This window comes from Nonomuraea marmarensis (assembly GCF_043197025.1).
Taxonomy (GTDB): domain Bacteria; phylum Actinomycetota; class Actinomycetes; order Streptosporangiales; family Streptosporangiaceae; genus Nonomuraea; species Nonomuraea marmarensis.
The window spans coordinates 31,466-56,961 of sequence record NZ_JBICRM010000025.1 but is presented as its reverse complement, the minus strand read 5'-3'; the positions used below and the strand labels follow the sequence as shown (position 1 = coordinate 56,961).

General features: G+C 68.7%; 27 protein-coding genes. 17 read left to right on the top strand and 10 right to left on the bottom strand.

What is annotated here, in order from left to right; translation table 11 throughout:
• Window positions 1-28 precede the first annotated feature (28 nt).
• A complete protein-coding gene (locus tag ACFLIM_RS33085) occupies window positions 29-748 on the top strand; it encodes a MerR family transcriptional regulator (protein ID WP_393172231.1) in 720 nt (239 codons plus the stop codon).
• Between the two features lie 222 nt (window positions 749-970).
• Here the strand turns inward: ACFLIM_RS33085 and ACFLIM_RS33080 are convergent, their stop codons facing one another.
• From ACFLIM_RS33080 to ACFLIM_RS33050, 6 genes are all read right to left on the bottom strand, one after another.
• Window positions 971-2,203, bottom strand: a complete 1,233-nt coding sequence (locus tag ACFLIM_RS33080; protein ID WP_393172229.1) for an MDR family MFS transporter — start codon at window positions 2,201-2,203, stop codon at window positions 971-973.
• Entirely contained in the window at window positions 2,203-3,240 is a 1,038-nt protein-coding gene (locus ACFLIM_RS33075; RefSeq protein ID WP_393172227.1) for a PLP-dependent cysteine synthase family protein, read from the bottom strand. The genes ACFLIM_RS33080 and ACFLIM_RS33075 overlap by 1 nt, the downstream gene beginning before the upstream one ends.
• Before the next feature lie 71 nt (window positions 3,241-3,311).
• The gene (locus ACFLIM_RS33070; RefSeq protein WP_393172225.1) at window positions 3,312-3,674 is read right to left on the bottom strand and encodes a hypothetical protein; all 363 of its coding nucleotides are present in this window, start codon (window positions 3,672-3,674) and stop codon (window positions 3,312-3,314) included.
• A gap of 917 nt (window positions 3,675-4,591) precedes the next feature.
• Window positions 4,592-5,464: a class I SAM-dependent methyltransferase gene (locus ACFLIM_RS33060; protein ID WP_393172221.1), complete on the bottom strand. Its 873-nt coding sequence runs from the start codon at window positions 5,462-5,464 to the stop codon at window positions 4,592-4,594.
• On the bottom strand, window positions 5,458-5,952 hold the full coding sequence (locus ACFLIM_RS33055) for a GbsR/MarR family transcriptional regulator (RefSeq protein WP_393172220.1): 495 nt from the start codon (window positions 5,950-5,952) through the stop codon (window positions 5,458-5,460). The genes ACFLIM_RS33060 and ACFLIM_RS33055 overlap by 7 nt, the downstream gene beginning before the upstream one ends.
• A 137-nt stretch (window positions 5,953-6,089) precedes the next feature.
• Window positions 6,090-6,560, bottom strand: coding sequence for a GbsR/MarR family transcriptional regulator (locus ACFLIM_RS33050; protein ID WP_393172218.1), 471 nt, complete (start codon window positions 6,558-6,560; stop codon window positions 6,090-6,092).
• Window positions 6,561-6,715: 155 nt separating this feature from the next.
• Here ACFLIM_RS33050 and ACFLIM_RS33045 point away from each other — a divergent pair, with 155 nt between their 5' ends.
• Genes ACFLIM_RS33045 through ACFLIM_RS33035 form a run of 3 tightly spaced genes read left to right on the top strand, consistent with a single transcriptional unit; the run spans window position 6,716 to window position 10,634 of the window.
• Window positions 6,716-8,329, top strand: a complete 1,614-nt coding sequence (locus ACFLIM_RS33045; protein WP_393172216.1) for a CocE/NonD family hydrolase — start codon at window positions 6,716-6,718, stop codon at window positions 8,327-8,329.
• A complete protein-coding gene (locus ACFLIM_RS33040; protein WP_393172214.1) occupies window positions 8,326-9,342 on the top strand; it encodes an NAD-dependent epimerase/dehydratase family protein in 1,017 nt (338 codons plus the stop codon). Before ACFLIM_RS33045 ends, ACFLIM_RS33040 begins: the two co-directional genes overlap by 4 nt.
• Window positions 9,339-10,634 (top strand): glycosyltransferase, encoded by a 1,296-nt coding sequence (locus tag ACFLIM_RS33035; RefSeq protein WP_393172212.1) that lies wholly within the window; start codon window positions 9,339-9,341, stop codon window positions 10,632-10,634. Before ACFLIM_RS33040 ends, ACFLIM_RS33035 begins: the two co-directional genes overlap by 4 nt.
• 477 nt (window positions 10,635-11,111) lie before the next feature.
• Here ACFLIM_RS33035 and ACFLIM_RS33030 read toward each other — a convergent pair whose 3' ends face one another.
• Entirely contained in the window at window positions 11,112-13,016 is a 1,905-nt protein-coding gene (locus ACFLIM_RS33030) for a CocE/NonD family hydrolase (protein WP_393172210.1), read from the bottom strand.
• A gap of 217 nt (window positions 13,017-13,233) precedes the next feature.
• Entirely contained in the window at window positions 13,234-13,443 is a 210-nt protein-coding gene (locus ACFLIM_RS33025) for an ATP-binding protein (RefSeq protein ID WP_393172208.1), read from the bottom strand.
• A 333-nt stretch (window positions 13,444-13,776) separates the two neighbouring features.
• Between ACFLIM_RS33025 and ACFLIM_RS33020 the strand changes: the two genes are divergently transcribed.
• From ACFLIM_RS33020 to ACFLIM_RS32980, 9 genes are all read left to right on the top strand, one after another.
• Window positions 13,777-14,415, top strand: coding sequence for a GNAT family N-acetyltransferase (locus tag ACFLIM_RS33020; protein WP_393172206.1), 639 nt, complete (start codon window positions 13,777-13,779; stop codon window positions 14,413-14,415).
• Between the two features lie 168 nt (window positions 14,416-14,583).
• Complete coding sequence (locus ACFLIM_RS33015; RefSeq protein ID WP_393172204.1) at window positions 14,584-14,904, top strand: integrase core domain-containing protein; 321 nt, start codon at window positions 14,584-14,586, stop codon at window positions 14,902-14,904.
• A 277-nt stretch (window positions 14,905-15,181) separates the two neighbouring features.
• The gene (locus tag ACFLIM_RS33010) at window positions 15,182-15,466 is read left to right on the top strand and encodes a UBP-type zinc finger domain-containing protein (RefSeq protein WP_393172202.1); all 285 of its coding nucleotides are present in this window, start codon (window positions 15,182-15,184) and stop codon (window positions 15,464-15,466) included.
• Between the two features lie 19 nt (window positions 15,467-15,485).
• The gene (locus ACFLIM_RS33005; protein ID WP_393172200.1) at window positions 15,486-16,487 is read left to right on the top strand and encodes an acyl-CoA desaturase; all 1,002 of its coding nucleotides are present in this window, start codon (window positions 15,486-15,488) and stop codon (window positions 16,485-16,487) included.
• A gap of 407 nt (window positions 16,488-16,894) precedes the next feature.
• The gene (locus ACFLIM_RS33000; RefSeq protein WP_393172199.1) at window positions 16,895-17,068 is read left to right on the top strand and encodes a hypothetical protein; all 174 of its coding nucleotides are present in this window, start codon (window positions 16,895-16,897) and stop codon (window positions 17,066-17,068) included.
• 254 nt (window positions 17,069-17,322) lie between these two features.
• Entirely contained in the window at window positions 17,323-18,294 is a 972-nt protein-coding gene (locus ACFLIM_RS32995) for a LysR family transcriptional regulator (RefSeq protein ID WP_393172197.1), read from the top strand.
• Window positions 18,295-18,570: 276 nt separating this feature from the next.
• Complete coding sequence (locus ACFLIM_RS32990) at window positions 18,571-18,882, top strand: hypothetical protein (protein WP_393172196.1); 312 nt, start codon at window positions 18,571-18,573, stop codon at window positions 18,880-18,882.
• A gap of 221 nt (window positions 18,883-19,103) precedes the next feature.
• Window positions 19,104-19,682, top strand: a complete 579-nt coding sequence (locus ACFLIM_RS32985) for a hypothetical protein (RefSeq protein ID WP_393172194.1) — start codon at window positions 19,104-19,106, stop codon at window positions 19,680-19,682.
• A 38-nt stretch (window positions 19,683-19,720) separates the two neighbouring features.
• Window positions 19,721-20,011 (top strand): hypothetical protein, encoded by a 291-nt coding sequence (locus ACFLIM_RS32980; RefSeq protein ID WP_393172192.1) that lies wholly within the window; start codon window positions 19,721-19,723, stop codon window positions 20,009-20,011.
• Here the strand turns inward: ACFLIM_RS32980 and ACFLIM_RS32975 are convergent.
• The gene (locus ACFLIM_RS32975) at window positions 19,975-20,826 is read right to left on the bottom strand and encodes a universal stress protein (RefSeq protein ID WP_393172190.1); all 852 of its coding nucleotides are present in this window, start codon (window positions 20,824-20,826) and stop codon (window positions 19,975-19,977) included. The two genes, ACFLIM_RS32980 and ACFLIM_RS32975, sit on opposite strands and share 37 nt — an antisense overlap.
• A gap of 629 nt (window positions 20,827-21,455) precedes the next feature.
• Between ACFLIM_RS32975 and ACFLIM_RS32970 the strand changes: the two genes are divergently transcribed.
• The 4 genes from ACFLIM_RS32970 to ACFLIM_RS32955 all read left to right on the top strand — a co-directional run bounded on the left by ACFLIM_RS32970 (window position 21,456) and on the right by ACFLIM_RS32955 (window position 24,568).
• Window positions 21,456-22,016 carry a DUF5994 family protein gene (locus ACFLIM_RS32970; RefSeq protein WP_393172189.1) on the top strand — a complete coding sequence of 187 codons (561 nt, stop codon included), beginning with the start codon at window positions 21,456-21,458 and terminating at the stop codon, window positions 22,014-22,016.
• A 275-nt stretch (window positions 22,017-22,291) separates the two neighbouring features.
• Window positions 22,292-23,047 (top strand): DUF4389 domain-containing protein, encoded by a 756-nt coding sequence (locus ACFLIM_RS32965; protein ID WP_393172187.1) that lies wholly within the window; start codon window positions 22,292-22,294, stop codon window positions 23,045-23,047.
• Between the two features lie 560 nt (window positions 23,048-23,607).
• A complete protein-coding gene (locus ACFLIM_RS32960) occupies window positions 23,608-23,964 on the top strand; it encodes a hypothetical protein (protein WP_393172185.1) in 357 nt (118 codons plus the stop codon).
• A 337-nt stretch (window positions 23,965-24,301) separates the two neighbouring features.
• Window positions 24,302-24,568: a hypothetical protein gene (locus tag ACFLIM_RS32955; protein ID WP_393172183.1), complete on the top strand. Its 267-nt coding sequence runs from the start codon at window positions 24,302-24,304 to the stop codon at window positions 24,566-24,568.
• A 458-nt stretch (window positions 24,569-25,026) separates the two neighbouring features.
• Here ACFLIM_RS32955 and ACFLIM_RS32950 read toward each other — a convergent pair whose 3' ends face one another.
• Window positions 25,027-25,338, bottom strand: coding sequence for a hypothetical protein (locus ACFLIM_RS32950; protein WP_393172181.1), 312 nt, complete (start codon window positions 25,336-25,338; stop codon window positions 25,027-25,029).
• Window positions 25,339-25,496: the final 158 nt, after the last annotated feature.

Genomic DNA, 25,496 nt, shown 5'->3' with positions numbered 1-25,496 from the left:
CGACCTGCCGGGTGGAAGGATGTCCAACATGATCACGATCGGGCAGCTCGCGGACTACGCCGGAGTGACCATCAAAGCCATCCGCCACTATCACGAGCGCGGTCTGCTGGCCGAGCCCGGCCGCGACTCCTCCGGCTACCGGCGCTACACCGCCAAAGACGCCATCGACCTCGTCAAGATCAGGACCCTGGCCAATGCGGGCGTGCCACTGGCCCGCATCAAAGACCTTCTTGACGCCGACCCGGACGCGCTGACGGCGGCCATCGCCGAGATCGACCACAACCTCCAAGACCGCATCGCGCAGCTGCGGCGAACCCGCGATCAACTCGCCCAGCTGCGCGGCGGCGACCGGCTCTTCGTTTCCCCGGAAGTGGCCGACTATCTCGACGTTTTGCGCGAACTCGGCGTCAGCGAGCGCCAGAGACGCCTGGAACGCGACGGCTGGATCCTCATGCAAACCGCCTCACCCGAGGACGCCTCCCTGTGGCTCGCCGAAAAGCGCGAGCTCATAGCCGATCCCGAGTTCCGCGCCCTCTACCTCGAACATGACGCCGCCTACGACTGGTCGCCGAACGATCCCCGCCTCCCCGCCCTCGCGGACCGTACCCGGAACTGGTTCACCAATCACCACAGCCGATCCGAGACCCGTCCCGTCCATAACACGGCCATCGCCCGGTTGGCCGCGCAATCCCAGCCCGGAGCCTCATCCCCAGCTTGGGACCGCCTGGCCCAACTCATGAAAGGCTAGCCTCGATTGTGTGTGCTGCTCGGTTCGGAGTGTCAGATCTCGGTGGATCTGATCTCAGTCTGCCCGGCCGAGCGTGATGGTTCCGCGGGAAGGATCTTCCGATGTCGGCGGAGACACTCGAATCCGTGGATGCGGTGGAGATGCGTCCGCGGCTCGCGCCTGCATCAACCCGGCCAGCACGCGGCCGGGTGGTGTCGCAGGGCGGCACGTGGAAGATCGCGTTCAAGACGGTGTGCTCGTGGACGAAATACGGCGCGGACGCCCCCAAAGGCGGTACCTGCTAGCGGTGGCCCGATCCCGGGCGAGCACGCGTACGGCCAGCGCGCACACCGCCCCCACGACGGCGAGCGCAGTCCAGGCCCAGACCGGTCCGAGGTCGAGCAGCCGACCGACGGCCAGGTTCCCCGTGGCGACGCCGATGCCGGCGAGCGTGTTGTAGAAGCCGTAGTGGGTGGCCACCCGGTGCCCGCCCGACAACGCCACGATGGTGTCCATCTCGAACGGGTAGGCCAACACCGTTCCCAGCGTGAGCAGCACCGTGCAGGCGAGCGCGGCGGCCACGGGCATCGGTGCGTCCGCGATCCCGTATGGAATCAGCGGCACGAAGGCGAGCGCCATCAGCACCAGGCCGCGCGTGATGGCCTGCGAGGCGGTCCAGCGCTCGCGCGCCCAGTCGGTGACGCACACCTGACCGAGCAGGGCCACCAGCGCCGACACGACGAACAGCAGGCTGACGGCACCGTCGTCACCCAGCTCCAGTGGCAGGGCCAGGTAGATCTGGAACGACAGCACGTACGAGCCGACCATGGAAAGCGCGAACGTCCGGAACCGCCGGTTCGTCGCGACGTCCCACCAGTCCGCCAGCACGCCGCCACGCTGCGGTGCCTCGCTGTGACAGGGAGGCAGGGCGGACAACTGCAGCAGGGTGAGAGCAGCGAAGATCGTCGCGGCCACGACGCACACCAGCCGGAAGTCGACCGCGAGCAGGGCCACGCCGATCAGCGGTCCCAGCAGGATCCCCGCCTGGTAGAAGACGTTGAACAGGGCGAACGCCTCCACCCGGCGCTCTCCCGCACCGTGCGCGACGTACGCGCGCACCGCCGGGTTGAACAGCGCTCCGGCGAACCCCGTCATGGCGGAGGCGACGAGCAGGGCGGGCAGTGCGTCCACGAACCCCAGCAAGCCGAAACCTGCCGTGCGCAGCAGGCAACCAGCGATGATCACGGGCCGGTAGCCGAGGCGGTCGGCAAGCGTGCCGCCCAGCAGGAACAGTCCCTGCTGGCTGAGATTGCGCATGCCCAGCACCAGCCCCACGGACCAGGCGGCCAGGTGCAGCCCGTCGGACAGGTGGCCGGCGAGGTACGGCATCAGCATGTAGAAGCCGACGTTGATGGCGAGCTGGTTGACCATGAGCAACTGGACGCTGCGGTCGAAGGAACGCAATCGGCGCCACATCAGCGCATCACCATGCGGGTCCACCGGGTGACCTCGGCCTCGCCAGGGTTCTTGATCTCGTCGGGTTCGTCGGCCGGTGGGCGGTCGAGGAGGTCGTGCTGGGAGCAGTACGCGTCATCGAAGACGGTCGTGTAGTAGCGGGCCGGGCCGTCCGGGAAGATGGCGGCGATGCGGGTGCCGGGCGGGCGGGTCCTGGCGTACCAGGAGGCCACGACTGTGACCGCCCCGACGCTCCAGCCGCCGGTCGCGTAGTGGGTCTGGGCCAGAGTCCGGCTCGCCCAGACCGCTTCGCCCGGGGCCACCCAGTGCACCTCGTCGAAGGCGTCGTGGGCGACGTTGCGCGGATGGATGCTGCTGCCCAGGCCGCGCATCAGGCGAGGCCGGTCGGGCTGGCCGAAGATCGTGGAACCCACGGAATCCACCCCGACGACGCGCGGTGCCGGACAGAGGAGACGAAGGCGCCCGGCCACCCCGGCTGAGTGCCCGCCGGTGCCGACGCTGCACACCAGCACGTCCACCCGCCCGAGCTGCGCGAGCAACTCGTCGGCGAGGCTCGCGTAGGCCGCGACGTTGTCCGGGTTGTTGTACTGGTCGGGACAGTAGGCGCTGGGATCGTCTGCCAGGAGGCGTGCCACCCGGTCCAGGCGGGCCTGCTGCCAGCCGCCGCACGAGTGGGGCTGGTTGACGATCTCGACGCGGACGCCGTACGACACGAGCAGGGTCTGAATGATCGATTCCATGCCGGGATCGGTGACCACGGTGACCGGATGGCCGTACGTGATGCCGGCCAGCGCGAGGCCGAGGCCGAAGGTTCCCGACGTGGACTCGACGATCCTCGCGCCGGGAGCGAGCTCGCCGCGAGTCCTGGCCTGTTCGACGATGTGCAGGGCGGCCCGGTCTTTCAGCCCGCCGGGATTGGCGCCTTCGAGTTTGGCCCAGAAGCCCTGGCTATGCGGGGCGAAAGGCTCTGCGATCCGGCAGACGGGTGTATGTCCCACCAGGTGCGTCATGGTGAGTTCGGTGACGTATGAAGACATGTTGAACGCTCGTTTCGGCGCATGCTGCGCCAGGTCGCTGCTTGCAGAGGACGTTGACGTACGCGTCCTCGTCAGCAGCGGCGCACCTCGAGCGTCTGGGTCAGCGCGGCTCGTCCGCGGTGGTCACCCGGTGGCGCGCGACCCATCGGGAGCGGGGCCAGGTCCGGCTCGGCGTCCGCGGGCAGGACCGTCACGGCCGTCCACTCGCCCTGACCGGTCGGAGCGGCGGTCAGCGAGGATGTCGTGAATGGGTGTGAATGGGTCTGCTCGCCATGGCCGTCGTGATCGGGTCCGCTGTGGCTCGCCGCCATGAGCGTGTCCGCGGCCACGTGGTCGGAGACCTGTACGGCGTGGGACCACATGTGCGCGATCGTGAGCAGTCCGAGCACGATGACGAACCACGCGTGCTTGCGTGGCCGTGATGGGTTTCTCAACAGTCTGCACATGATCGACTACTTACGGTAACAGTTGGGATTCGTGCCGATGCACCCGGCCCCTTGCTCGTCGCATGTGGGCCCCGGCACGATGGGCCGGGTGAAGCTTTGGGTCAAGGTCGTCGGACTGGTGCTGTTCTACGCCTTGGCCACCTCATCGGGATCGGCCATGTCGTAGCAGCCCTCGGTATGAAGTCGGTGAGATTCAAGCTCAGCTCGACCTCGCCGTGCGGAGTAACCTGCATCTGGACACGAGCATCGCGCAGCGGCGGAAGACCGGGTCGTGAAGGGCGTCGAATACCGCGGTGAGTTGGTCGGCGGGGTTGTCCCCTGCTGCCGCGGTGGCCGCGGCCAGCCATCTGGTCACACCTTCGCTGCGGGTCTCCAGCATGGCCTCCACGTGCCGGGTAGAGCGTCTCTTTGGACACTCCGATGCGGACGCATAGTTCGGCGCCGATGCCGTCGAGCCCGCGGCATGGAGTGGCGGTGCTGCGTCGGAGGTCGCCCAGGCGCAAGGTGGCCAATCTGCGCCGCGAGCCTCGGGTGAGCCTGACCGTGTTCGACGCGGCCGATCCGCTCCAGTACGTCGAGGTGCGCGGCACGGCCACCGCGAGGATATCGGCCGGCGGCTCGCCATCTACCGCGACCGACCGGAAGACCACCACGACCGACGCCGTGATCGACCTACTGAGCGACACGTTCCCTGACCGGCCGCTGCGGGTCGGCATACGCAGCGCTCGCCGAGCGGTGGCCGGGCGTAGGGGATGCCGAGAGAGTTGTCCACGCCATCGGTCCGCACACTCTTCACCAGGCCGGATTCGGTCCGCGCCGTCAGACCGTGCCCGGTCGCGGCGGCTGGGGCGATGATCAGGGCCAGGGTGGCGAGGAGGGACGCGGCATGGCGGTCAGTGGGCGGATCACGGTCTTTCCGCGTAGACGAAGCGTTCGATCTCGGAGGGGGAGATGTCGCGACCCTGGAGGTATCGGGTGCGGTATTCGTCGGGGCCGACCTGGCCGCGTTCGGCCCAGCCGTACTCGGCCAGCAGGCCGCCGACGGCCTCGGGGGCCAGGCCGAAGTGCCAGATCCGGTCCTTGACCACGAAGTCGCGGTGGGCGCTGGGGGCGCCGTAGAAGTTGGTTCCGTCGAGGAAGTCCTGCCGGACGTAGGTGAAGATCAGGCGGCTGCCGGGGGCGGCCTTGGCCAGGAAGGTGAGGGTCCGGCGGACGGCGTCCTCGGTCAGGTATTGGGTCACCGCCTCCCATACGAACATGGCCGGCCGATCGGCCTCGAAGCCGCGCGTCGCCAGGGCCTGGGCGAGATCGTCGTGTTCGAAGTCGACGGGGATCAAGGTCATGCCTTCCGGCACGCCGTCGAAGACCTCCTTGAGCCGCTGCTGTTTGTCGGTGATGTTCTCCGGCAGGTCGAGCTCGTACGCCCGGCCGCCCGCCGGGGCGACCAGCCGGCATGCCCGTGTGTCCAGTCCGGCACCGAGCACCACGACCTGCCCGATCCCCGCCGCCAGCGCCTCCGATACCCGGTCGTCGGCATAGCGTTTGCGGCACAAGATACTGCCCCAGATGCCGGCCGCCCGGGTTTCCGACGCGCTGATCATCAGCTGCCGCAGGGGCCGCCACCTGCACGCCCGTACCATGAGCCGCGCGCTGGGCGGCAGGAAGCGGACCGCAAGGTCGTCGTCGACCAGCCGCTGACCGTGCGGCAGGAACTGTTCGACTGCGGCGATCACCATCGGGCCCAGCGCGGTCTGTGCCGCGGGCCGGCGTTTCACCATCGCTGCGCCTCCTTTGCGGTGCGGCGGGCGGACGGTGGTGGCGGACCTTCGGCGAACACCTGCTCCATCCAGGAGAAGACGTCACGCGCGGCCCGCATCCTGGCTCCGCGGCCGGGGTCCTCGCCCACCAAGCGGATGCCGTCGTTCATGATCTCGCCGAGCACTGTCATGGAGGCGATCTGCCGCCGTACGACGCGTTCCCAGGCCTCGTCGTCGAGCCGGTAGAACACCGTCCTGTTGCCCGGCTTGGTGATCTGGGTCAGGAAGCCGACGGAGTCGAGCAGTCGCAGGTTGGTGGACAGCGACGCGCGGCTGGCCCCGATGGCCGCACCGATCTGGTCCGCCGACTGCTCCGGCGATTCGCAGACGACCAGCCAGCCGAGGATCCGGCCGGCGATCAGCGGGAGGTTGTCCTGGTCCGCGCAGTATTTCGCGATCCGTTCGACCCAGATCAGCAGCTCTTCCCGGCTCGCTTCGGCCACCGGCACGCCCTTTCGGTGTATCTGTAAGTCGCTGGCTGCTTCATTATTAACTGAAATTCAGGGAGTGGGAAACCCCAAAGTCCGTAAGTGCGCCTGACGTGCCGGTTGGCTCGAGGGAAGGCGACCGCCGCCGCGGGCGCTGGTCAGTCGGGGCGTGGCAGGCGCTGCTGTTGCCAGCGGTCGAGCAGGGCAGGGATCTCGCCGAGCATGAACTGGTAGAAGTCGTGCATCTGGATCAGCCGTTGATGGGCGGGGTCGCCGGGAGCTGTGGCGGCTATTCCCTTTCTGGCCGCCTGCAGCATGATCTGGATGACCGTGTTCTGGCTGGTGAACAGGGTGGCCCAGGCGTCGTCGCGCATGCGGTAGTGCTCGCGGCGGCTGCCGGGGGCGGGCAGGCGTTCGATCAGGCCGACTGACAGCAGCGATTTGACCGCACCGGAGACCGAGCCGGCGCTGACGCCGAGCCGGTCGGCGATGTCGCCCATGGTGACCGTTTCCTGGTCGGTGAACAGGAACATCGCCAGCGTCCGTGCGGACATGCGCTGCAGCCCGCCCTCGGTCAGCACCAGGGCCAGTTGTTCCGCGGCCTGCCACTGCTCTTGCCTGTCGTTCACACGCCACCTCCAGGAGGCAGGATATCCAACAACGGGAGGCTTCAGAAATTTCTGAAACTTCGCTATATTGAGCGTATCGGTCTCCGCTGGGAGGGCGATGGTGTGCCGGGAAGCCTGGTCGGCGAGCAGCGTCACCGACCCAGGAGTTGAGCCCGATGACCTTCCTCAGTCGCCTGTTCGGCGTGCGTCCCGAGCTCAGGCATCCGGTGCGTGTGCAGCGCGACATCGTGATCCCGGCCGCAGACGGCGTACAACTGCTGGCCGACCGCCACTTCCCTGCCGATGTGGAGCGAGCGCCGCTCATCCTTTTGCGCAGCCCGTACGGCCGGGGCAACGCGCTCGACCGCATGCCCGCGCTCCTGGCCGAACGCGGTTACCAAGTGCTGTATCAGAGCGTGCGCGGCACGGCCGGGTCGGGCGGTCGTTTCGACGGGTTCACCATCGACCCCGCCGACGCCGACGGCACGCTCACCTGGCTACGCCGGCAGCCGTGGTTCGGTGGCGAGCTGGCCACCTGGGGAGCCAGCTACCTTGGCTGCACGCAGTGGGAGCTGGCCGCCCGGGACGTTCCCGAGTGGAAGATCGCCGTCATCCAGGACGCGCCCTCGGAGTTCGCGCATGGCTTCATGTACCCGGGCGGCGCCTTCGCTCTGGGCAACGCGCTCGGCTGGGTTCAGCTCGTGGACCGGATGTTCACCGGCGGTTACTCCACCACCCGCCAGCTTCTCGCCATGTCCACCGCCGCCCGCAGGCTGCGCCGCGCCACGCTGACGCTCCCGCTGAACGAGGCCGATCTGGCCCTGACCGGGCACCGGGTGCCCTGGTTCCGCGAGTGGATCGCGCACGGCCCGGACGAGGAGTACTGGGCGTCCATGGACCACCGGGCGAACGTCACCCGGATGCCGCCCGCGGTGCACCTGCAGGGCGGCTGGGACGATTTCTTCCTGCCCGGCATGCTGGCCGACCACGCAGCCTTGCGGGCGGCGGGACGCCAGGTCCGCCTGCTGGTCGGGCCATGGGGGCACGGCAAGGGGCTCTACACCCGGCAGGGCATGCACGACGCGCTGGCCGCGCTGGACGCCGCCCTGCTCGGCAAGCAGGCCCCGTCAGGGGTGCGGCTGTTCGTCACCGGGGCCGATCGGTGGACGGACCTGCCGGACTGGCCACCGCCGCACCAGCCGACCGCCTGGCACCTGCACCCGGACGGAGGACTCAGCACCGCACCCGCCGCCGCCGGCGCGCCGCCCAGCCGCTACCGCTACGATCCCGGCGACCCGACCCCCACGGTCGGCGGCACCGCGGTGGGCCTGTCCGCCGGGCGGAAGGACAACCGCCGCGTCGAGGTCAGGCCGGACGTCCTCACCTTCACCAGCGATCCATTGCCGGCGGACGTCGAGGTGATCGGCCCGGTCCGGGTCCGCCTGCATACGCGGTCGTCGGTCCCGCAGGTCGACTATTTCGCGCGATTGTGCGAGGTGTCGCCGCGGAGCCGTTCGACCAACCTCTGCGACGGCATCGTCCGGCTGAGCGACCCCGGCGACATCCGGATCGCGGACATCGAGTTGTGGCCGATCGCCCACCGCTTCGGGCGCGGTCACCGTATCCGGCTACAGGTCGCCAGCGGCGCCCACCCCCGCTTCGGCCGCAACCCGGGCACCGGCGAACCCGTGGCCACTGCCCACACTTTGCGCCAGTCCAACCACGAGATCTTCCACGACGCCGACCAGCCCTCGGCTCTCTGGCTGCCCACCACTTCAGGAGCGTCATGAAACTGCTCGTCCTCGGCGGCACCCACCACGTCGGCCGCGCCCTCGTGGAGTCCGCGCTCGACCGCGGCGACGACGTGGCCACGCTCAACCGTGGCCTGAGCCGCCCACCGGCGCCCGGCGTCCAAGCGCTGATCGCCGACAGGACCGACACCGCGGAGGTCAGCGCCGCCCTGGGGCCGGGGGAGTGGGACGCCGTCGTCGACACCTGGGCCTGGGCGCCGCGCGTGGTTCACGACAGCGCCCGGCTGCTCGCCGGCCGGGCCGGGCACTACGGGTACATCTCCAGCCGCGGCGTCCACCGCTGGCCCTGGCCACCCGGCGCGGACGAGCACGCCCCGCTGGTGGACGGCGACCCCGGCAGCGAGGACGGTGCCGACTACGCCGCCGCCAAGAGGGGCGGCGAGCTGGCGGTCACCGAGGTGTTCGCCGAACGCGCGCTGCTGGCCAGGGCCGGGATGATCCTCGGCCCGTACGAGGACGTCGGCCGCATCCCCTGGTGGCTGCGCCGCCTGGAGAAGGGCGGCCGGGTGCTCGCCCCGGGCCCGGCCGACACGCCGCTGCAGTACATCGACGCGATGGATTTGGCCGCGTGGATGCTGACGGCCGCCGAGAACGGCGTCGGGGGCACCTTCACCGCGACCGGACGGCCCGGCGCGACCACGATCGGCGAGCTGCTGGAGACCATCCTGGAGGTGACCGGCTTCGACGCCGAACTCGTGTGGGCTCCTCCGGAGGTGCTGGAGGAGGAGGGTTTCGCGCTGGGGATGGAGTTCGGGCTCCGCTACCCGCACGATCCGGCGCCCACCGGCATACACGACGCCGACGTCACCGCCGCGCTCGCCGCCGGCCTGACCTGCCGCCCGCTGCGGCAGACGCTCGCCGACACCTGGGCCTGGCTGCAGGCAGAAGGAGATCCGCCGCCGCGGCCCGACGCCCCAGCCCCGGACACCTGGCTCGACCCGGCCGCCGAACAGCGCGTGCTGGCGCGGCTCGACAACAAGGAACCTCGATGAAAGTGCTCATCCTCACCCACGGCACCCGCGGTGACGTGCAACCGTATGCGGCGCTGGCTCTCGCCTTGCGCCTGGCCGGGCACGAGGTGGTGCTGGGCGCCCCGGCTGGCTCGGCCTCCGTGGCGCAGCCGTACGGACTGACGTACTTTCCCCTGGACGACGGCCCGAACAAGCTCATCGACGACTCCGAGATTCGCGAGGCGATCGAGAACAACTACCGGGGGCTGCGCGGCAAGAAGGTCGCGCTGGATGTGATGCGGCGGACCAAGCCGCTGATGGCCCGGGTGATGGCCGACATGGCGGCGGCGGCCGAGGGCGGGGCGGATGTCGTGGTGCACCCGCCCGGCATTCCCGCCCACCACATCGCCGAACGCCTGGGCGTGCCCGCCGTGCCCGCCGGACTGCAGCCGGTGTGGGTGCCGACCGGTGCGTTTCCCAACCCGATGATGATGGGGCTCAAGGCGCCGCAGGCGTTCAACCGGGCGACGTACCTGCCGACCAAGCTGTTGCTGCGTAGCGCCGCCGCCGGGGTCGCCGACGAACTGCGGCGCGACACTCTGCACCTGCCCAGGCGGCGCGGGCGGCACGATGTCCTGCGGGCCTCGGACGGCGGGCCGGTCACCATGTTGCACGGGTTCAGCAGGCTCGTCCTGCCCGCGGGGCTGGACTACCCGTCGTGGGTGCACACGACCGGGTTCTGGTACCTGCCCGCAGCCGAGGGGTGGACGCCGCCCGCGGAGCTGAGCGCCTTCCTGGAGGATGGAGAGCCGCCGGTCTACATCGGGTTCGGCAGTATGGCCGGTACCGATCCGCGACGCGTCGGCCACGTCGTGCGCGAGGCGGTCAGCCGGGCCGGAGTACGGGCCGTGTTGGTCTCCGGCTGGGGCGGCATTCAGGTCGATGACCTGCCCGGCAACGTGCTGCTGCTGGACCAGGCGCCGCACGACTGGCTGTTCCCGCGGATGGCCGCCATCGTGCACCACGGTGGCGGCGGCACCACGGGCGCGGCGCTGGTCGCCGGGCGCCCTCAGGTGGTGTGCCCGTTCGTCGGCGACCAGCCGTTCTGGGCCGCCCGCATGCACGCTGCGGGGGTCGCGGTCCCGCCCCAGCCGCAGCGTCGACTGACGCCGGACGGGCTGGCCGCCGCGATCAAGCTGGCGGTCACCGACCGCGCCCTGGCCGAACGCGCGCAGTCGCTCGGGCAGCGCATCCGTGCCGAGGACGGCGTCACGACCGCGGTCAAGATCCTGGAGTCTGTTGGTACAGCCCGATCTGGCGGTAGACGGACGTGAGATAGCGGGAACCGACACGCCGGTCAGGCGCTCGGCTTCGGCCCACAGGCGCGCGGCGGCCGCCTTGTCCAAGGCCCGGCGCGGCGGCCGTACGGCCTGCACGAGCTGATGGCCGGCTGGCTGGGTGCCGAGCTGGGCGACTACCACCACCACGTCGACTCACTCCACGTGTACGAGCGCGACCTGAACAACGCGGTCGCCGTCCTTGATACGGCGGTCTCGCCGCCTGACAAGCTCCCGTCCCTGGAGACGCCGTGGGAGGGGTTCGACGCCCTGCTGGCCGATGTCCGGTCCGGCCGGAGAGTCAACCATCCTGGCTGGGACGCCATGGCGGCCGTGCTGGCCAGCTACCAGCAAAAGGCCAGTACGGGCCCGGTACGGGCTCGGGCCGGTTGGGGGCCGGAAAAGGCCGTCCCGGCCGGTGGAGCACCACCGGCCGGGACGTTGGGAATCTCGGGAGTGATTCGGCAGGGCTGGTCAGAGACCGGCCCGGCTCGCGGCCTGGTGACCGCCGACAAGCGGCAACTGGAAGTTGCTGATCTTGGTCGTCACGCTGATGTTCGCCCGGGTCGGGTCCGCGACGCTGGAGTAGCTGCGGTAGCTGCCGACCACGATCAGGCCGAGCCGGTGGCCCGGCGCGAACACGTGGTCGACCGGCAGCAACGGCAGGCTGAAGTCGTACTTCTCACCCGGGACGAGCGGCTCCGGAGTGGTGAGCGAGTTCCGGTTGAGCGCGTCCATGACGCCTTTGCTGACCCGCTCCCGGTCGCCGGTCACGATGTTCTTCGCCGTCTGCTTGTAGCAGGCGTCGTCGCTCGGGCTGCTCTCGCCCCAGCAGTCCTCGGTGGTCAGCGTCTTGATGCCCTCACCGGAGGTCTCCCAGCTGACCCGGGTCTGCGGGCCGTAGTCGACCAGGACGGCGCCGAGGTTGGTGTCGGTCTGGTCCGCCGACGCGTTCAGCCGTACAACCGGGGTTCCGGAGACGTGCAGCGGCGCGGTGAGCGGCTCGGAGAGGAACACCAGCCGGTTCGGACCGACGTTGGAGGTGTCGCTGACCATCTGGGTCTCGGTCTGGCTGGGGTTGTCCTGGAAGGTCAGGTCGGCCGGGTGTCCCTTGGCGTGCTTCACCGACAGGCCGGTGGGGCCGCCGGCGACCTCACCGGGCTGGAACCACAGGCTGGTCTCCTTCGCGCCGGGGACCGGCCAGTCGCGGTAGGACTCGAAGACGTCCGGCGCCCGCTCGATGTCGACCCGGGGCTCCTTCATGATCTCGTTGGGCACGCCCTGCAGCCAGTTGTCGAACCACCGGTGCAACGTGTCCACCCATGCCGTGCGGCGGAAGTCGAACGGGTCGACGTGCCCTTCCTGCGAGAGCAGCAGCTTGCGCGGCACGTTGTGCTTGGCGAGCTCGGTCCAGAACTGGCTGAAGTGATCGGGCCGTACGTTGTCGTCGTTCAGGCCGTGCACCATGAAGACGCTGGCCCGCACCTTCGCGGCGTCCTTGACGTAGTTGCGCTCCTCCCAGAACGCCGAGTAGTCGCCGGTGGCGTCGCCGTCCGCCGCGCTGATCTCGTCCCGCACCGGAGCGCAGTGCTCGCGCCGGTCGGGGTCGGTCACGGTGTTCGCGATGCTCGCCACGTAGTGGTTGGAGCGGGTCACGACGCCGTTCTTGCGGGTGTAGTCGTAGTAGCTCGACGGGCCGGCGATGTCGACGATCGTGCTGAGGCCCCTGACCCCGGTCACCGCCGTCGCGAGCGCCAGGTTGCCGTCGTAGGACTTGCCGATCATCCCGGTCTTGCCGTTGTGCCAACCGGGGGAGGCGACCACGTGACCGTCGGCGTCCCGCGCGGTGCCCCGGCCGTTCAGCCAGTCGATGGCCACCTTGGCGGACAGGTTGTCGGGCGTGCCGTTGGTGGTCGGGCAGCCGGTGGAGTTGTGGGTGCCCACCATGTCCAGCAGAACGACGGCGTATCCACGGGGCACGAAGTAGTTGTCGTAGAACAGCGGCCACTTGTCGAGCAGGCCGTCGCCGTCGGTGTCCTGCTTGAGCTCGGACTCGTTGCCCCGGCCGAGTGTGGAGTAGTACGGGCTGGCGTCCATGATGACCGGTACCTTCAGGCCCCGTTCGGTGGCCCGTGGACGCATGATGTCCACCGAGATCTGGTCCATGACCCCGTCATGGTCGCTGTCGAAGGGGGCGTCCACCCAGACGTGTTCGCGGATCGCGTCGGCGTAGCCGAACACCGGTTGCGTGACACCGTTCTCCACTACGATGCCGGGCCGGCTGTCGGCCGCGGCGGACGTGGTCTGACCCTGCGATACGAGCAGTGACGCGGCGAGCAGTCCCACGCCGAGTGCTGTCCTGCGACGTACCGGGCTCATGCGTGTTCCGCCAATGATGCGGATAAAAGGTATATCATGCGGCGAACGGTACAAAACGACCGTTCTGTGGAGCACTGGTCGTTAGTCGCAAACGCACGCCCTCGATTCCGACGGTTGACGAATCCCGCCGCCGGGTGCCTGATCAGAGCACCGGATCGGGTCCGGGTGCCGGCTACCTGCGCGTGATCAGCGGCGGGCGGAGGACGAATCGCGCCCCCTAGGAGCTGTCCTCGAGCTGCAGGGACCTGCCGCTCGCCTCGGCGATCTGCCGGGCGATCGCAAGGCCCGGCCCGGTGCCTCCGGTGTCCCCGCTGCGCGAGGGATCCAGCCGGGTGAACCGCTGGAACGCGATCTCCCGCTTCGCCGGGTCGATGCCGAGGCCGTCGTCGGTGACCTCCAGGATCGCGCACGGGCTGGGCGAGGACATCCGCGGCGGTGCCGAACCTGTCTAGATGCCAGGACGCGGCAGCGTCTTAAATGGCGAGCAGGCCCGGCCAACTGCAGGTTGATCAGCTCGATCAACGCGTGGGTGTCGTCGAGGCTGGTGGACACCAGCGATGCCGATGACATTCCCCGCGCTGACACCCACCCGGCCTTCGTCCGCTGGCGACAGCGCCGGGAACGGCCATACCGGTGCAGCAGTTGGCCCGGTTGGTCCGATATCTGGATCTTCCCTCGACTTGCCTGCCGCTGCCACGCTGGCAGGCAGTGTCTGTTGACGACGAGGAAAGCACCCGGTGATCCTGCATATCATCACCCGGTGAAAGCTTCCGTGATGCTCAATACCGCCGCGATGCCGGCCAGACCCGCACTTGTGCTTCGCCCGTGGGGTGTGGAGGACGTGGCCGCGGTCGTTGCGGCGTATCGAGATCCTGTTCTACGTCGCTGGACGAGTTCACGGGTGGAAACCGAGGCCGAGGGGCTGCGGTGGGTACGGGCCCAGCAGCGAGGCTGGGCGACGGGGAAGCGGTTCAGCTTCGCCATCCTCGACGCGCACCCCAGGCCGGCCTTCCGCCAGGTGGTGGGCAATATTGTCCTCAGGGATGTCGCACCGGGGAAACCGTCCGCCGAGGTCGGCTACTGGACGGTGGCGCACGCCCGAGGACGGGGTGTCGCCGCCGGGGCATTGGAGGCTGTAACCCAATGGGCCTTCGACACCTTCGGTGCTGACGGGCTGGAACGCCTTGAACTACTGCACCAAGTGGACAACCCGGCGTCGTGCCGCGTGGCGCAGAAAAGCCGCTACGAGCTCGACGTAGTCCTGCCCGCGGCACCGCCCATGTATCCGCTCGACGGGCACCTGCATGTACGCACCCACGCTGAGGTTGACCAACCCAGCCAGCCCCTCCTCGAGCCAACCCAGGTCACCAGCTCGCAGGCCACCAGCCCGCGGAGGTGAGCAGGACGCCCCGCGTGGGGGTAAGCCCGCTGGCCTGCGCGGCCTGCCCCACCGGGCCGCGGAGGCTCGCAGCTCAAGGGTGGCGCGCAGCGTGTGTGTGCCAGAAACTCGGCGAGGGGGTTGACCTGCGGTTGGCTGCTTGTGTTCTGGTTGAGCATGATCGCTGTTATGGCGTTGCGTCTGCTCTATCTGATCTTCGTCCGTCTCGCGGGTTGGCTGGTGCTCCTGGGCCGCTCGCAGAGGTCGAAGGAGGTGGAGATTCTGGTTCTGCGTCATCAGCTTGCAGTGTTGCGTCGGCAGGTGGCGAGGCCGCGGCCGTCGTGGGTGGATCGGGCGGTGCGTGGATGGAGGCGCGAGCTGCTGGACCGGACCTTGATCTGGAATCAGCACCACCGCCTCCACGTCCTTCGTGAATTCGAGACGTTCTATAACGAACACCGGCCGCATCGGGCTCTCCGGCAAGCAGCTCCGCTTCGACCTCTTCCTTGATCCCAGCGATGCTCCAGCCCGGGATTCACCGCTCGACATCCGCCGACATGATCGACTCGGTGGTGTCATGAAGGGGTACCGACATGCGGCTTGACCTGGCCGGATGATTAATCGGCACTCCGCAAGGCTCGCTATCACCGCAGCTGATGAGGCTAGCTGGGATTGCGTGTTTCCGCCGGCTCGCCGATCACCTTGACTGTTGGTGATCAGTCGGCGCAGCTTGCGTCGCTGTCACCGTGAGGGGGTCGTCATGACCCTGGACGCACAAGGAACGAACGTGACCGCCCGCGCAGGCCTGAACGGTCAGGCCCCGCGCTGCGATCACGTCGACCACCTCCCGATGGTGGAGCCCGGGTTACCCGAATGCAAGGAATGTCTGGGCCTCGGCCGGACCTGGACACGGTTGCTGGTGTGCCTGACCTGCGGGTGGGTGGCCTGTTCCGACGATTCGCGCGGCGGTCACGCCTGCGCCCACTACCAGGAGACCGACCACCCGGTGGTCGCCACCCTGGAACCAAGGTCGACATGGCGCTGGTGCTACGCGCACCGGCGGACCGTATAGACGAGACGAAAGTTACTTCATGACTGTTTCTGAGCAGCCGGTGAAGGATCGGCAGTACTACGATGGCGCATCGCCGTTCCCCGAGGCAGCAGAACACGCGCCGGTTGGCGGAGCTCAGGTGGGGCTGACGGCGGCGATCGTCGTGCTGCCGTTCATCGCGTTCGGAGTCGCGATCTTCCTGTCGTGGGGGCAGGGGGTCGCGTTGACGGATCTGCTGCTGGGGGCGGGCTTGTATGTGGTGACCGGGCTGGGGGTGACGGTCGGGTTCCATCGGCTGCTCACCCATGGCTCCTTCACCGCGCGGCCGTGGCTGCGTGTGGCTCTGGCGGTCGCCGGGTCGATGGGGTTCCAGGGCAACGTGATCGACTGGGTGGCGGTGCATCGCCGCCATCACGCGTTCACCGACCGGCCGGGCGATCCGCACTCTCCCTACCGGTACGGCACCGGTCTGCGCGGGCAGCTTCGGGGGCTTGCCCACGCCCACCTGGGCTGGATGTTCGCCGACGACCGGACCCCGGCCGAGCGCTACGCCCCGGACCTGCTGGCCGATCCGGCTATGACGCGCGTCGCACGCGCTTTCCCCGTGCTGTGCGGGCTGTCGCTGTCGCTGCCGTTCGTGGCCGGCTGGGCGATCACCGGCACCCTGTACGGCGGCCTGACCGCCTTCCTGTGGGCCGGGCTGATCCGCGTCGCGCTGCTGCAGCACGTCACCTGGAGCGTCAACTCCCTATGTCACGTGATCGGCAGCAGGCCGTTCAAGACCCGCCGCCACGACCGCTCGACCAACGTGTGGCCGCTGGCCCTGCTGTCGTTCGGCGAGAGCTGGCACAACGGTCACCACAGTGATCCCACCTGCGCCCGTCACGGCCTCGATCGCGGACAGATCGACCCGTCCGCCGCCGTGATCCGCCTGTTCGAACGGCTCGGCTGGGCGAGCGACGTGCACTGGCCCGACCACGAGCGCATCCAGCGCCGCCGCGCCGGCCCGCCATCACAAGCCCGCGCCCCGTCCGGAGACTGACCGATGCCCTTTCAGTGTCGCTGCCGGAGTGGCTGCTCACCGGTGCGGCGGTAGTTGTGGTGATCGTCATCGACCTCCTGGCCGGGCGAGGCCGTCGCCCTAGCCCTCTGCGGGCCGGCGTGTGGGTGGGCGTCTATCTCACCCTGGCGGTCGCCTTCGGCGTCGGATTGGGACTGGTCGCCGGTGTGGACTCGGCGGTGCAGTTCTTCGCCGGCTCATCGATTCCAGTGATAACCGGAACGGTGATTGCTCGTTTCCGAGTCGTAGGCCAGGGACCACACTGGAGCTCCAAGCCGCCTGACCGCGGCGCATGTCCGCCAGCCCGAGGTCATGGCTGATGGCGGAGACGGATCAACGAGGTCCGCCTCTGGGCCGATGACCGAGCTGAGCGGCGAAAGGAAATCGCGATGACTGTGCGATGGGAGATCGACAACAAGGTACAGGCCCTCAAGGGCTGGGTCAGGCAGCGCCTTGGCCGCGCCGCCGCCACCCAGCGTCACCCGGTTGCGGGCAAGACCGATCGGGTCGTGGGCAATCTGGAGCGGTCCGGTAGGAAGGCCAAGGACGCCCCCAAGCACTGATCCCCCTCCGGCAGATCGGCGGCTCCAGACCGTGATCGACAGTGCTGATCGCCGCAGGCCAACGCGACTACTTCGCAGGACCGATGGAGAGCTCCTGGACTGCCCCGGCATGAACGCGAAGATCGCTTGCCGGACACTCCAGTCCCCGCGAGTAGCGCCAAGCCTCCTCCACGGGCCCACACCTCCACGAGGCACATAGAGTGGGGGAGACGGTTCGGATCGGCGCCGCCCGGGTTGAGGGAGGGGTGGCGGGCATGGAGTTACGTCAGCTGCGCTATTTCGTGACGCTGGCCGAAGAGTTGCATTTCGGCCGGGCGGCGGCCCGTGAGCACATCGTGCAGTCCGCGCTGAGTCAGCAGATCCAGCGGCTGGAGCGTGAGCTGGGGGTGCGACTGCTGGATCGCAGCACCCACCACGTCGATCTGACCCCGGCGGGTGCGGCTTTCCTCATCGAGGCGCGTCAGATTCTCGACCACGTGGGCCGAGCCGGGCAGGCCGCACGCAACGCCGTCGCCTCGGCGCCCACCCTGCGTGCCGGCATCATCGATGCCGGTTACGACTCGATGCCGCAGATCCTGCGTGAACTTCAACGCAGCCATCCCGATATTACGATCCACCAGGTCGAAGCGGGCACCCCCGAGCAGTATCGGCAGCTGGCCGACGGCCGCCTGGACATCGCCATCGGACACGCCTCCCAGGCCCCGGCCGAGGTGAGCTCCAAGCTCATCAGACTCGATCCGCTCGGCGTACTGGTGCCCGACGACCACCGCCTCGCCGCCCTCGACGACGTACCCGTCGCCGCCCTCGCCGACGAACCCCTGCTACTCGGCGAAGAAGCACAGACTCCGGAGCTCAACCGGTTCGTCATCGCGCTGTGCCGCGCGGCCGGATTCGCGCCCACCATCTACGAGGGCACTGTCGAGAGCTCCCGCGCCGCCGCCGACCTCGTACTCCAGCACCGCTGCGTGCACTGGGTGCCCTCCTCCTTCCGCACCTCCAACCGCCCCGGCACCACCTGGCGGCCCCTGACCGAACCTGCTACGCACTACCCCTGGTCACTGCTGTGGCACGACGCCAACCCCTCGCCCCACATCGCCACCGTCATCGACAGCGCCCGACGACTCGCCGAGCGGCTCGGCTGGCTGGAGCCCGTCGCCCCGGCCACCGGACCAGCGCCCGGCGAAGGTGCTCCGAGTACCACCAGCCACAGCGATGAGACTGTCTGATGCGCAGGCTCTGAACGCCGGGTGCACCACGAAAGCCTGGTGATCGGTTCTGGAGATGGATCCTTTCCGGATCGCCTGTTTCGGTACGGCACGCGTGGGTGTCGGCTCAAGGCGAACGAGTTCGACCGTCGGCGCCGGCACTCATGCGGCGGCCGGCCCGCTGCTTCGACCGGTCCGGAAGACCGCTCCCGTGCAGACATCGATGCGCCGCCAAAGGAGTTCGACCATGGGCATCATCGCTTGGATCATCCTCGGACCGGTCGCCGGGGTGGTGTGATGGCCATCGCCGGAGCCATCGCGGTCGTCGCCTTCGGCGCCATCCTCAGCTTCGCCCTGGCCGACGGGTCGGTGGGCGGATTCGACCTGCGCATCGCGGGCGTCATCCTGATGCTCGGCGGTGCCCTCGGGCTCCTGCTGCCGCTGCTGCGCACCAGGTCACGCTGGAACCAGTCAACCGCCCGCAGCCGCCAGGACGCCATCGACGACCGGCCACCGCCCAGCCCGGCAGATCCGCCCGGCCATGACACCAGGCAACGCCGCGGGCGCAGACCTCCCCGCAACCGACCTCCCCGCGACCGCCGACCCTGACCACCGCCGGACGGTCAGCCAAGGCGGGACGGCTGAACGGCTGCGACCGTCACACCGTTCCTCACGCAAGGCTGGGCGCGCCGCTGTCGCCCGTACGCGGGAGCTGACATCCCTCGGCCTGTCAGCGAAGGGCCGACCCGAGCCAACCCGCTGCTCTCACCTTCCAGACTTTGGCAAGGCGGTGAGGGCAGAAGCTACTCCTGGAGGCAGACATGCCCGCTATGACCACAATCGTCGCCGTCGCTGTGGTGGCGATCCTGGTCGCGGCCATCGGCTTCGTCATGGTGCAGCAGCGCTGGGAAAGCATTCACCGGCACGCCGGCCGCCGAAAACAAGCCGCCTCGAACGAAGGAGACAACCGCGGCGGGGCCGATCAGGTACCGCGTGCCCGGCAAGGGTGGGTCGCCAGCCTCGGCATCAAGCCGCTAACCCCCAAGTCGCAGCAAGCCTACGCCGAACGCTGGACAGCGATCCAGAAGCAGTTCGCCATCGCGCCGGGCCTCGCGGTAAGTGCGGCCGATCGGCTGGCCACGGCCGCCATGGCCGAGCGGGGATATCCCACCGAAGACTTCGAGCAGCGGCAACCGGAATTGCCGGTGGTGCACGGCCGCACGCTGCACCGCTACCACCAGGCCCACGAGATCAGCGAGTACGCCGCCCAAGGCAAGGCCTCCACCGAGGACCTGCGGCAGGCCATGGTGCACTACCACGTTCTGTTCCAGGAACTCCTCGATAACACTGACGAACACCACCACCGTCAGCCCGCCGACCGCACCCGCGACGACCAGCCGACCTCCTAGGGAGACTCCCGGGACGGCTCGCGAAAAGTCGACGCGACATGAACATGCACAACGACGACGAACGCCTCGACGAAACCGCCGACCTGCCGCCGCTCTGGCCTGAGACCGTTCTGAAGCACCACAACGACGGCAAGGTCCCGCTGTCACCGCCGTCAGACAAGCTCGTTTTCGGCCCGGTCGCAGTTCCCCGCACCGTCGGTGCCGTCCGAGCCGCTGCTCAAGAGCGATCCTTCCGACTGCAGGGTCACCCGGCTTGCTTTCGCAGCTCCGGCCAGGGCGAGCAGGACGTCCTCTATGGCCGCACCACCGCGACGGAGCAGCGCGCGTGATACAGAACGCCGAGGGTGACGGATCCAAGCATCACGGTGCCGATCGCCCCTCGGCCCTGGGAGCCGACGACGACCAGATCCGCCTTGGCGGAAACGCTGGCGAGGGCGTCGACAGGGTGGGCGCGCCGGACGTCCTCGATCACCTGAACCTGCGGATATTGCTGCCGCCATCCCGGGAGGACGCCGGCCGCGATCTTGCACTGGGCGGCGTGGATCTCGTCCAGGTCATGGGCGCTCTCGGGGATGTGCGCGTGCGCCGGTGGTTGCCACGCGTAGACGGCGCGCAGCGTGCTCGCGCGAAGCATCGCCTGCTCGAAAGCGTAGGCGAGGGCGGGTTCGCCGGCGTGATAGTCGTCGAGCCCGACGACGATCTCACCGTAGGCGGTGTCGGGGTCGGAGCGGACGACGACCACCGGGCCGTGCGCGTGTCCGGCTACTTGGGTGCTCACCGAACCCAGCACGGCCCCCGAGAAGCCGCCAAGGCCTCTGCCGCCGATCACGACCTCGGCGGCGTTGCCGACTTGGCCGCGGAGCACCGCCGCGGCAGCGCCCTGCAACAGTTCGCTGGTGACATCGATGTCAGGTTGTCGCTTGCGCGCGACCACCTCGGCGTCGGCCAGAACGCTCTCCGCGCTGAGGGCGACGGCATCACCCGGGCCCGGGTTGGAGAACTTCGCGATCTCGTACGGTGAACGGTCCACGGCATGGACGATGCGGAGTGGGGCGGCCAAGCGCGCGGCGTCGTCGGCCGCCCACTCGACGGCCGCGGTCGCAGCGGCCGAACCGTCAGTGCCCACAACAACGACAGGATTCATGGCTCCTCCAGATTTCTATCAGCTATTAGCTCATTGCCCGAGCCCGGAAATTCCGGCCCATGGGGTCGGTAATTGGAGCGTTTTGCCGTCGATGCCGTTGACGGCGGCTGTGGTTAGCGCTTGAAAATCCCTCTGATTTTCGCGCTGCGCTGCCTCGGATTATTTCCAGCCCTGCTGGACTGGCCTTTCGACTCCAGGTGCTGGTTTCCGGTGGCGCGACCGAAGTAGAGCATGATCCAACCCTGGATGGCCCGCGTCTTGGACTTGATCTTCCTTGTCAGACTCACAGCGTTTCCCTTCAGCGGTTCTCGGGCGCCCATCCCGGAGAACCGTGGATCCGCCGTCGCCGGGGCACCATGCCCGGCCGGCGTATACGGTCGCAACGCGACCTGGCCCAAGGGTGCTCATCTGGACCGAGAACAGGAAACAAGGAATCGCCGACCTGGTTATCACCGCAAGCGATAACAGCACCGATTTCGCCGATGGCGACTTAATGTCACTCCTTGCCTCGCGAAACGAGGTACAATAAAAATACCGAGGACATTTCGTGCGTTGGCATACGGGTTGGCGTCGCCCGCGGCGGTAGACCACTTCCGGCCCATGGTGAGGGCCTGACAGGCCAGGCAACGATGATGACAGCACTCCTTTCTCCGTCCACACCGTCAAGCCCCGTTACCGCTGCCGCCACGGCGCATTCCGCGTTCAGGCTCAGCCTGAATCCGCTGCTGGACCGGAGAGGCACCGTTGACGGGGCGTGGTGGCCCCGCACCCGCGACGCCGCCGCCGAACTGCCCGCCCTCATCTCGGCCGTCGACCAGCGACTCGGCAGGGCCGTTCTGCGTGTCGGTCTGTATCTGGACGCATGGGATCACATTCCGCGCCGCATCCCGGCCCCCGGTCGCCAGGTCAGAGTGGGCTGGTTCCGCAGCGCCGAGCCACACCTGATCACCCTGAGCATCGCGGGAACCGCGCCCATAACTCTGCTGGTCATTCCCCCCGGCACGGCGAACGGCCCGGCCACGGCAGCTCTCACGCTCGCCGCCACAGGCACGGTCGGCGTCCGTCCTGCTGACATCCTCCACCCCGCGGGCCCGGACGAGGGCATACCCGGCCGGGACGGCTCAGCCTCCTGGGAGAACGAGGGCGGCCGCGTCACCGATCTCGTGCCCGCACGGCCCGCCGCCACCTGACCCCCGCGCTGAGCGCCGTTCCCGGCGGTCACCGACTTCCAATGAAGACGGACACGGCCCGATCTCTCGGCGCGGATCCGGGGCGCCCGTCGCCGGGCGCGCTCCTCCGCTCGGAGAACGAGCAGGTCTGCTCGTCTGGCCGGGTCCCGGCTCCGCAGCCATCCCCGCACACGTAAAAAGGCCATGCCGGAAAGGCGCCAGCACCATGTGGCGCGCCAGGGCAGAGGTCGTGCGACCTCCGCCCCCTTCCGACTCTGACAAGAGAGGAAACGACCATGAGCTCGACAACCCCGTTCAGCACGCGCGCCCCCTCACCCGAGGTCCGGCCGTACCCGATCCAGGTGCAGGCCCAGCAGGACGGCTCCCTGTCACGCTGGCTGTGGCTGGTGAAATGGCTGCTGATCGTGCCACACGTGCTGATACTGATCCCGTTGTGGATCGCCTTCTGCCTGCTCAGCATCGTCGCGCTGGTCGCGATCGTGATCACCGGCCGGTACCCGCGGTCGATCTTCGACTTCAACGTCGGCGTGCTCCGATGGAGCTGGCGAGTGGGCTACTACGCCTACAACGCGCTCGGCACCGACCGCTACCCGCCGTTCGCGCTGCGGGAGATTCCCGACTACCCGGCCGGACTGAACGTCGAGTACCCAGCGCGGCTGCACCGCGCTCTCGTCCTGGTGAAGTGGCTCCTGGCCATCCCGCACCTCCTGATCATCGGGATCCTGTTCAGCGGCAGCGCCTGGTTCAGTTGGCAGGCCGGTGGCGAGGTATGGAGCTGGGGCGGCGGCGGTCTGGTCGCACTGCTCGTCCTGGTCGCCGGTATCGTGCTCGCCGTCACCGGGCAGTACCCCCGACCACTGTTCGACTTCATCCTCGGCCTGAACCGCTGGGGGCTGCGGGTCGCCGGCTACGCAGCCCTGATGACCGACCGATACCCGCCCTTCCGCCTCGATCTCGGCGGAGACGACCCCGGCGGCGCCGCCGCCCCGAGCAGAGGACCTGCCGTCCGCTCCGGCGCTGACAGCGGCTGATCACTTCTGGATCGCGCAGGAGATCGCGGGGGAGTGCCCGCTTACCGGCGCGGGTCTGCCCGGCGTCACGCGGTGATGACCCCCTCAGCGACTCAACTGGCGCCAGCGTACGCTGAGGGAGCAGAACATGGAGCGGATCCACAACGGGCCGATGACCGGCAGGACAGTGCTGATCACCGGTGGCACCGCAGGCATCGGCAGGGCCACCGCCCTGGGGCCTGGCCACGATGGCCGTGCACCTCGTGATCATCGCCCAGTACCGCCGCCGCGAGCGCGGACCCGCCAGGTCCGCGCAGCCGGCGGTGGGCAGGCGACGTGTTCGTCGCTCGCGGCGGGCAGGCCGACCGAACATCGGATCGGCGGTGCGTCCCAGCTCCTGTCCGGCACTGACCTCGCATCTGATGCCCTCGATGGGCAGCTCGAGTCGGATCAACCTCCTGGAGGCGCATCCCAACGGTGTCGGGCTCCGTGCGATCTGTGCCATACCTTGTGCTCCTAGGCTGAGAGTGCTTCTCCGATGTCTCGGGGGCGACAGCCACAATCAGAGAGCGAGACGCGACATGAGTAGTCCTCGCAAAACCGAAGATCATGCCACAGGGGGCCCCTTCCAGCCGAATGGGGCCGACGAGGGGCCCGACCACGCGGCCAACGCGCAGTGGCTCAAGGACAACCCGGTCGCCATGCCGCAGGTGGGCGCCGGTCGGTGGGCCGTGTACGACCGTGCCGGCCATCTGCGCGGCCACCTCGTCGGCGACGGCCCGACCCGCGACACCCGCTTCAAGGCGATCAGCGGGACAAACGAGTGGTCGCCTCCTGGCCAGACGCCGGGCTATGGCATCACCCTGCACGATGCCGGGGCCTATCTCCTCGACACCAGCGTGGGTGGTAGGCAGCCCGATGAGGGAGCGGGTGACTGAGCGCCACAAAGGCAGCGATTTCCCGGCGATGGTGTAGACGCGGCTTCGGCGGCGGGGGGTCGCTGGCTGTGGCTCATTTGTTCTCAGGACCAACTCGCGATGATCGGGTCGCTCCTGCGGCAAGACATCGTGCCTGGTCGGACACGGTAGGGCGTCTGGGCTCGAACCCGGAAGCCAGCGATCAAAACCGACAGCTCCAGCTTGAGATCCTCACGAAGGGGCCGGGCGAGACGCTGTTCGATCCTCTCGGCCACTGCCTCCCCGAAGAGGGTGCTTCATTGCCGAGCATGTCGGATGGGCTCACGAAGATAGCGATCACGGGTCACTGATGGCCAATATGAGCAACGATGAAGGCGCGCGTGCCGAGTTGGAGGAATGGAGCGAGTTCATCGGCCGGGTCCGTTACGACGGGCCACGTCCTGGTGATGCCGGCGACGAGCGGTTGGCCGATGAGGCCGTGTCCAACGAGTTCTCCAGCTGGGGACGACTCGACGGCTCTGCCGAGATGAACAACCTGATCTGTCGTGCCTTGGAGATCGGCTACCTGCGGGCCCTGCAGGACGTGCGCGAGCAACGCATCGCCGGGCTGGGGCCCACGGACTGACATCGGTACGAAAGGCGCGGCTCACCCCCGCGCACCGTTCCGCCCCAACCGCTTCCCGCTCCCGGCACCAGCCCGGCCCTGGATCAACGAACTCGTCATCCTGTGGGGTGCGGCGCTTCGGTCGTAGGGGGTGACCTGTAGGTTCACGACTCGAGCACATCGTCTGGTCTCAGGCATCCTGCTGGTGGTGCGGTGCTCTTCGCTCTACCTGATCCTATGGGCATGTCTATCAGTTCCTGGTCTTCGACATCACGATGCCGTGCTGCGTCGTCAAGTTAAGTGGCGAGATCGCCGTTGCCGGGATCGCGTCGGGCCGGCCGCCCTGTCGCGGTTGCTTCCTCGAGCGTCGGCGATGCCGGGTCGGCGGAGTCCTCCACGAGTACTCACATGCCGCGCAGCTACCGACCGAGGTTGGAAACCGGGGGCTATGGCCGCTTCGTGCATCGGCTCAATCTGGGCTAGTAGCGGTGAGGTCCGACGTGCCCCTCGAACAGCAGGCACGGCGCCGGCTCGTCGCCGTAGGGGGAGCGCGGGTCGGGGTCGGCGCGTTCGGCCGGGCACGGCGGCAGCGTGCCGAGTTCGCGGGCGCGGATGTCCCAGCGGATCCAGATGAACCGGTCGGGCCCGGGCAGCAGCCGGACGTGCGCCGCATGGGCGCCCGGGTGGCCGGGCTGCAGCTCGCAGCCGTAGACGGCCTTGCGCTCGTGCCGGCCGCCGTCGGCCAGCGGCGCCCATTGCTCGCCATGGTGTCCGCTGGGGTCCGGAGGCACGTGGCTGAGGGTGCTGTGAACGGCCACGTGGCCCCGGACGTATCGACACACCCGCCGAAGGCAGGCGGCCGGATGCTCTCCAGTCAACGCCCTCCGTGGGCGGAGGGTTATGGGCGATCCGAGCAAGGCTCATCGTCGCGGCCGATCACCGCTCGATC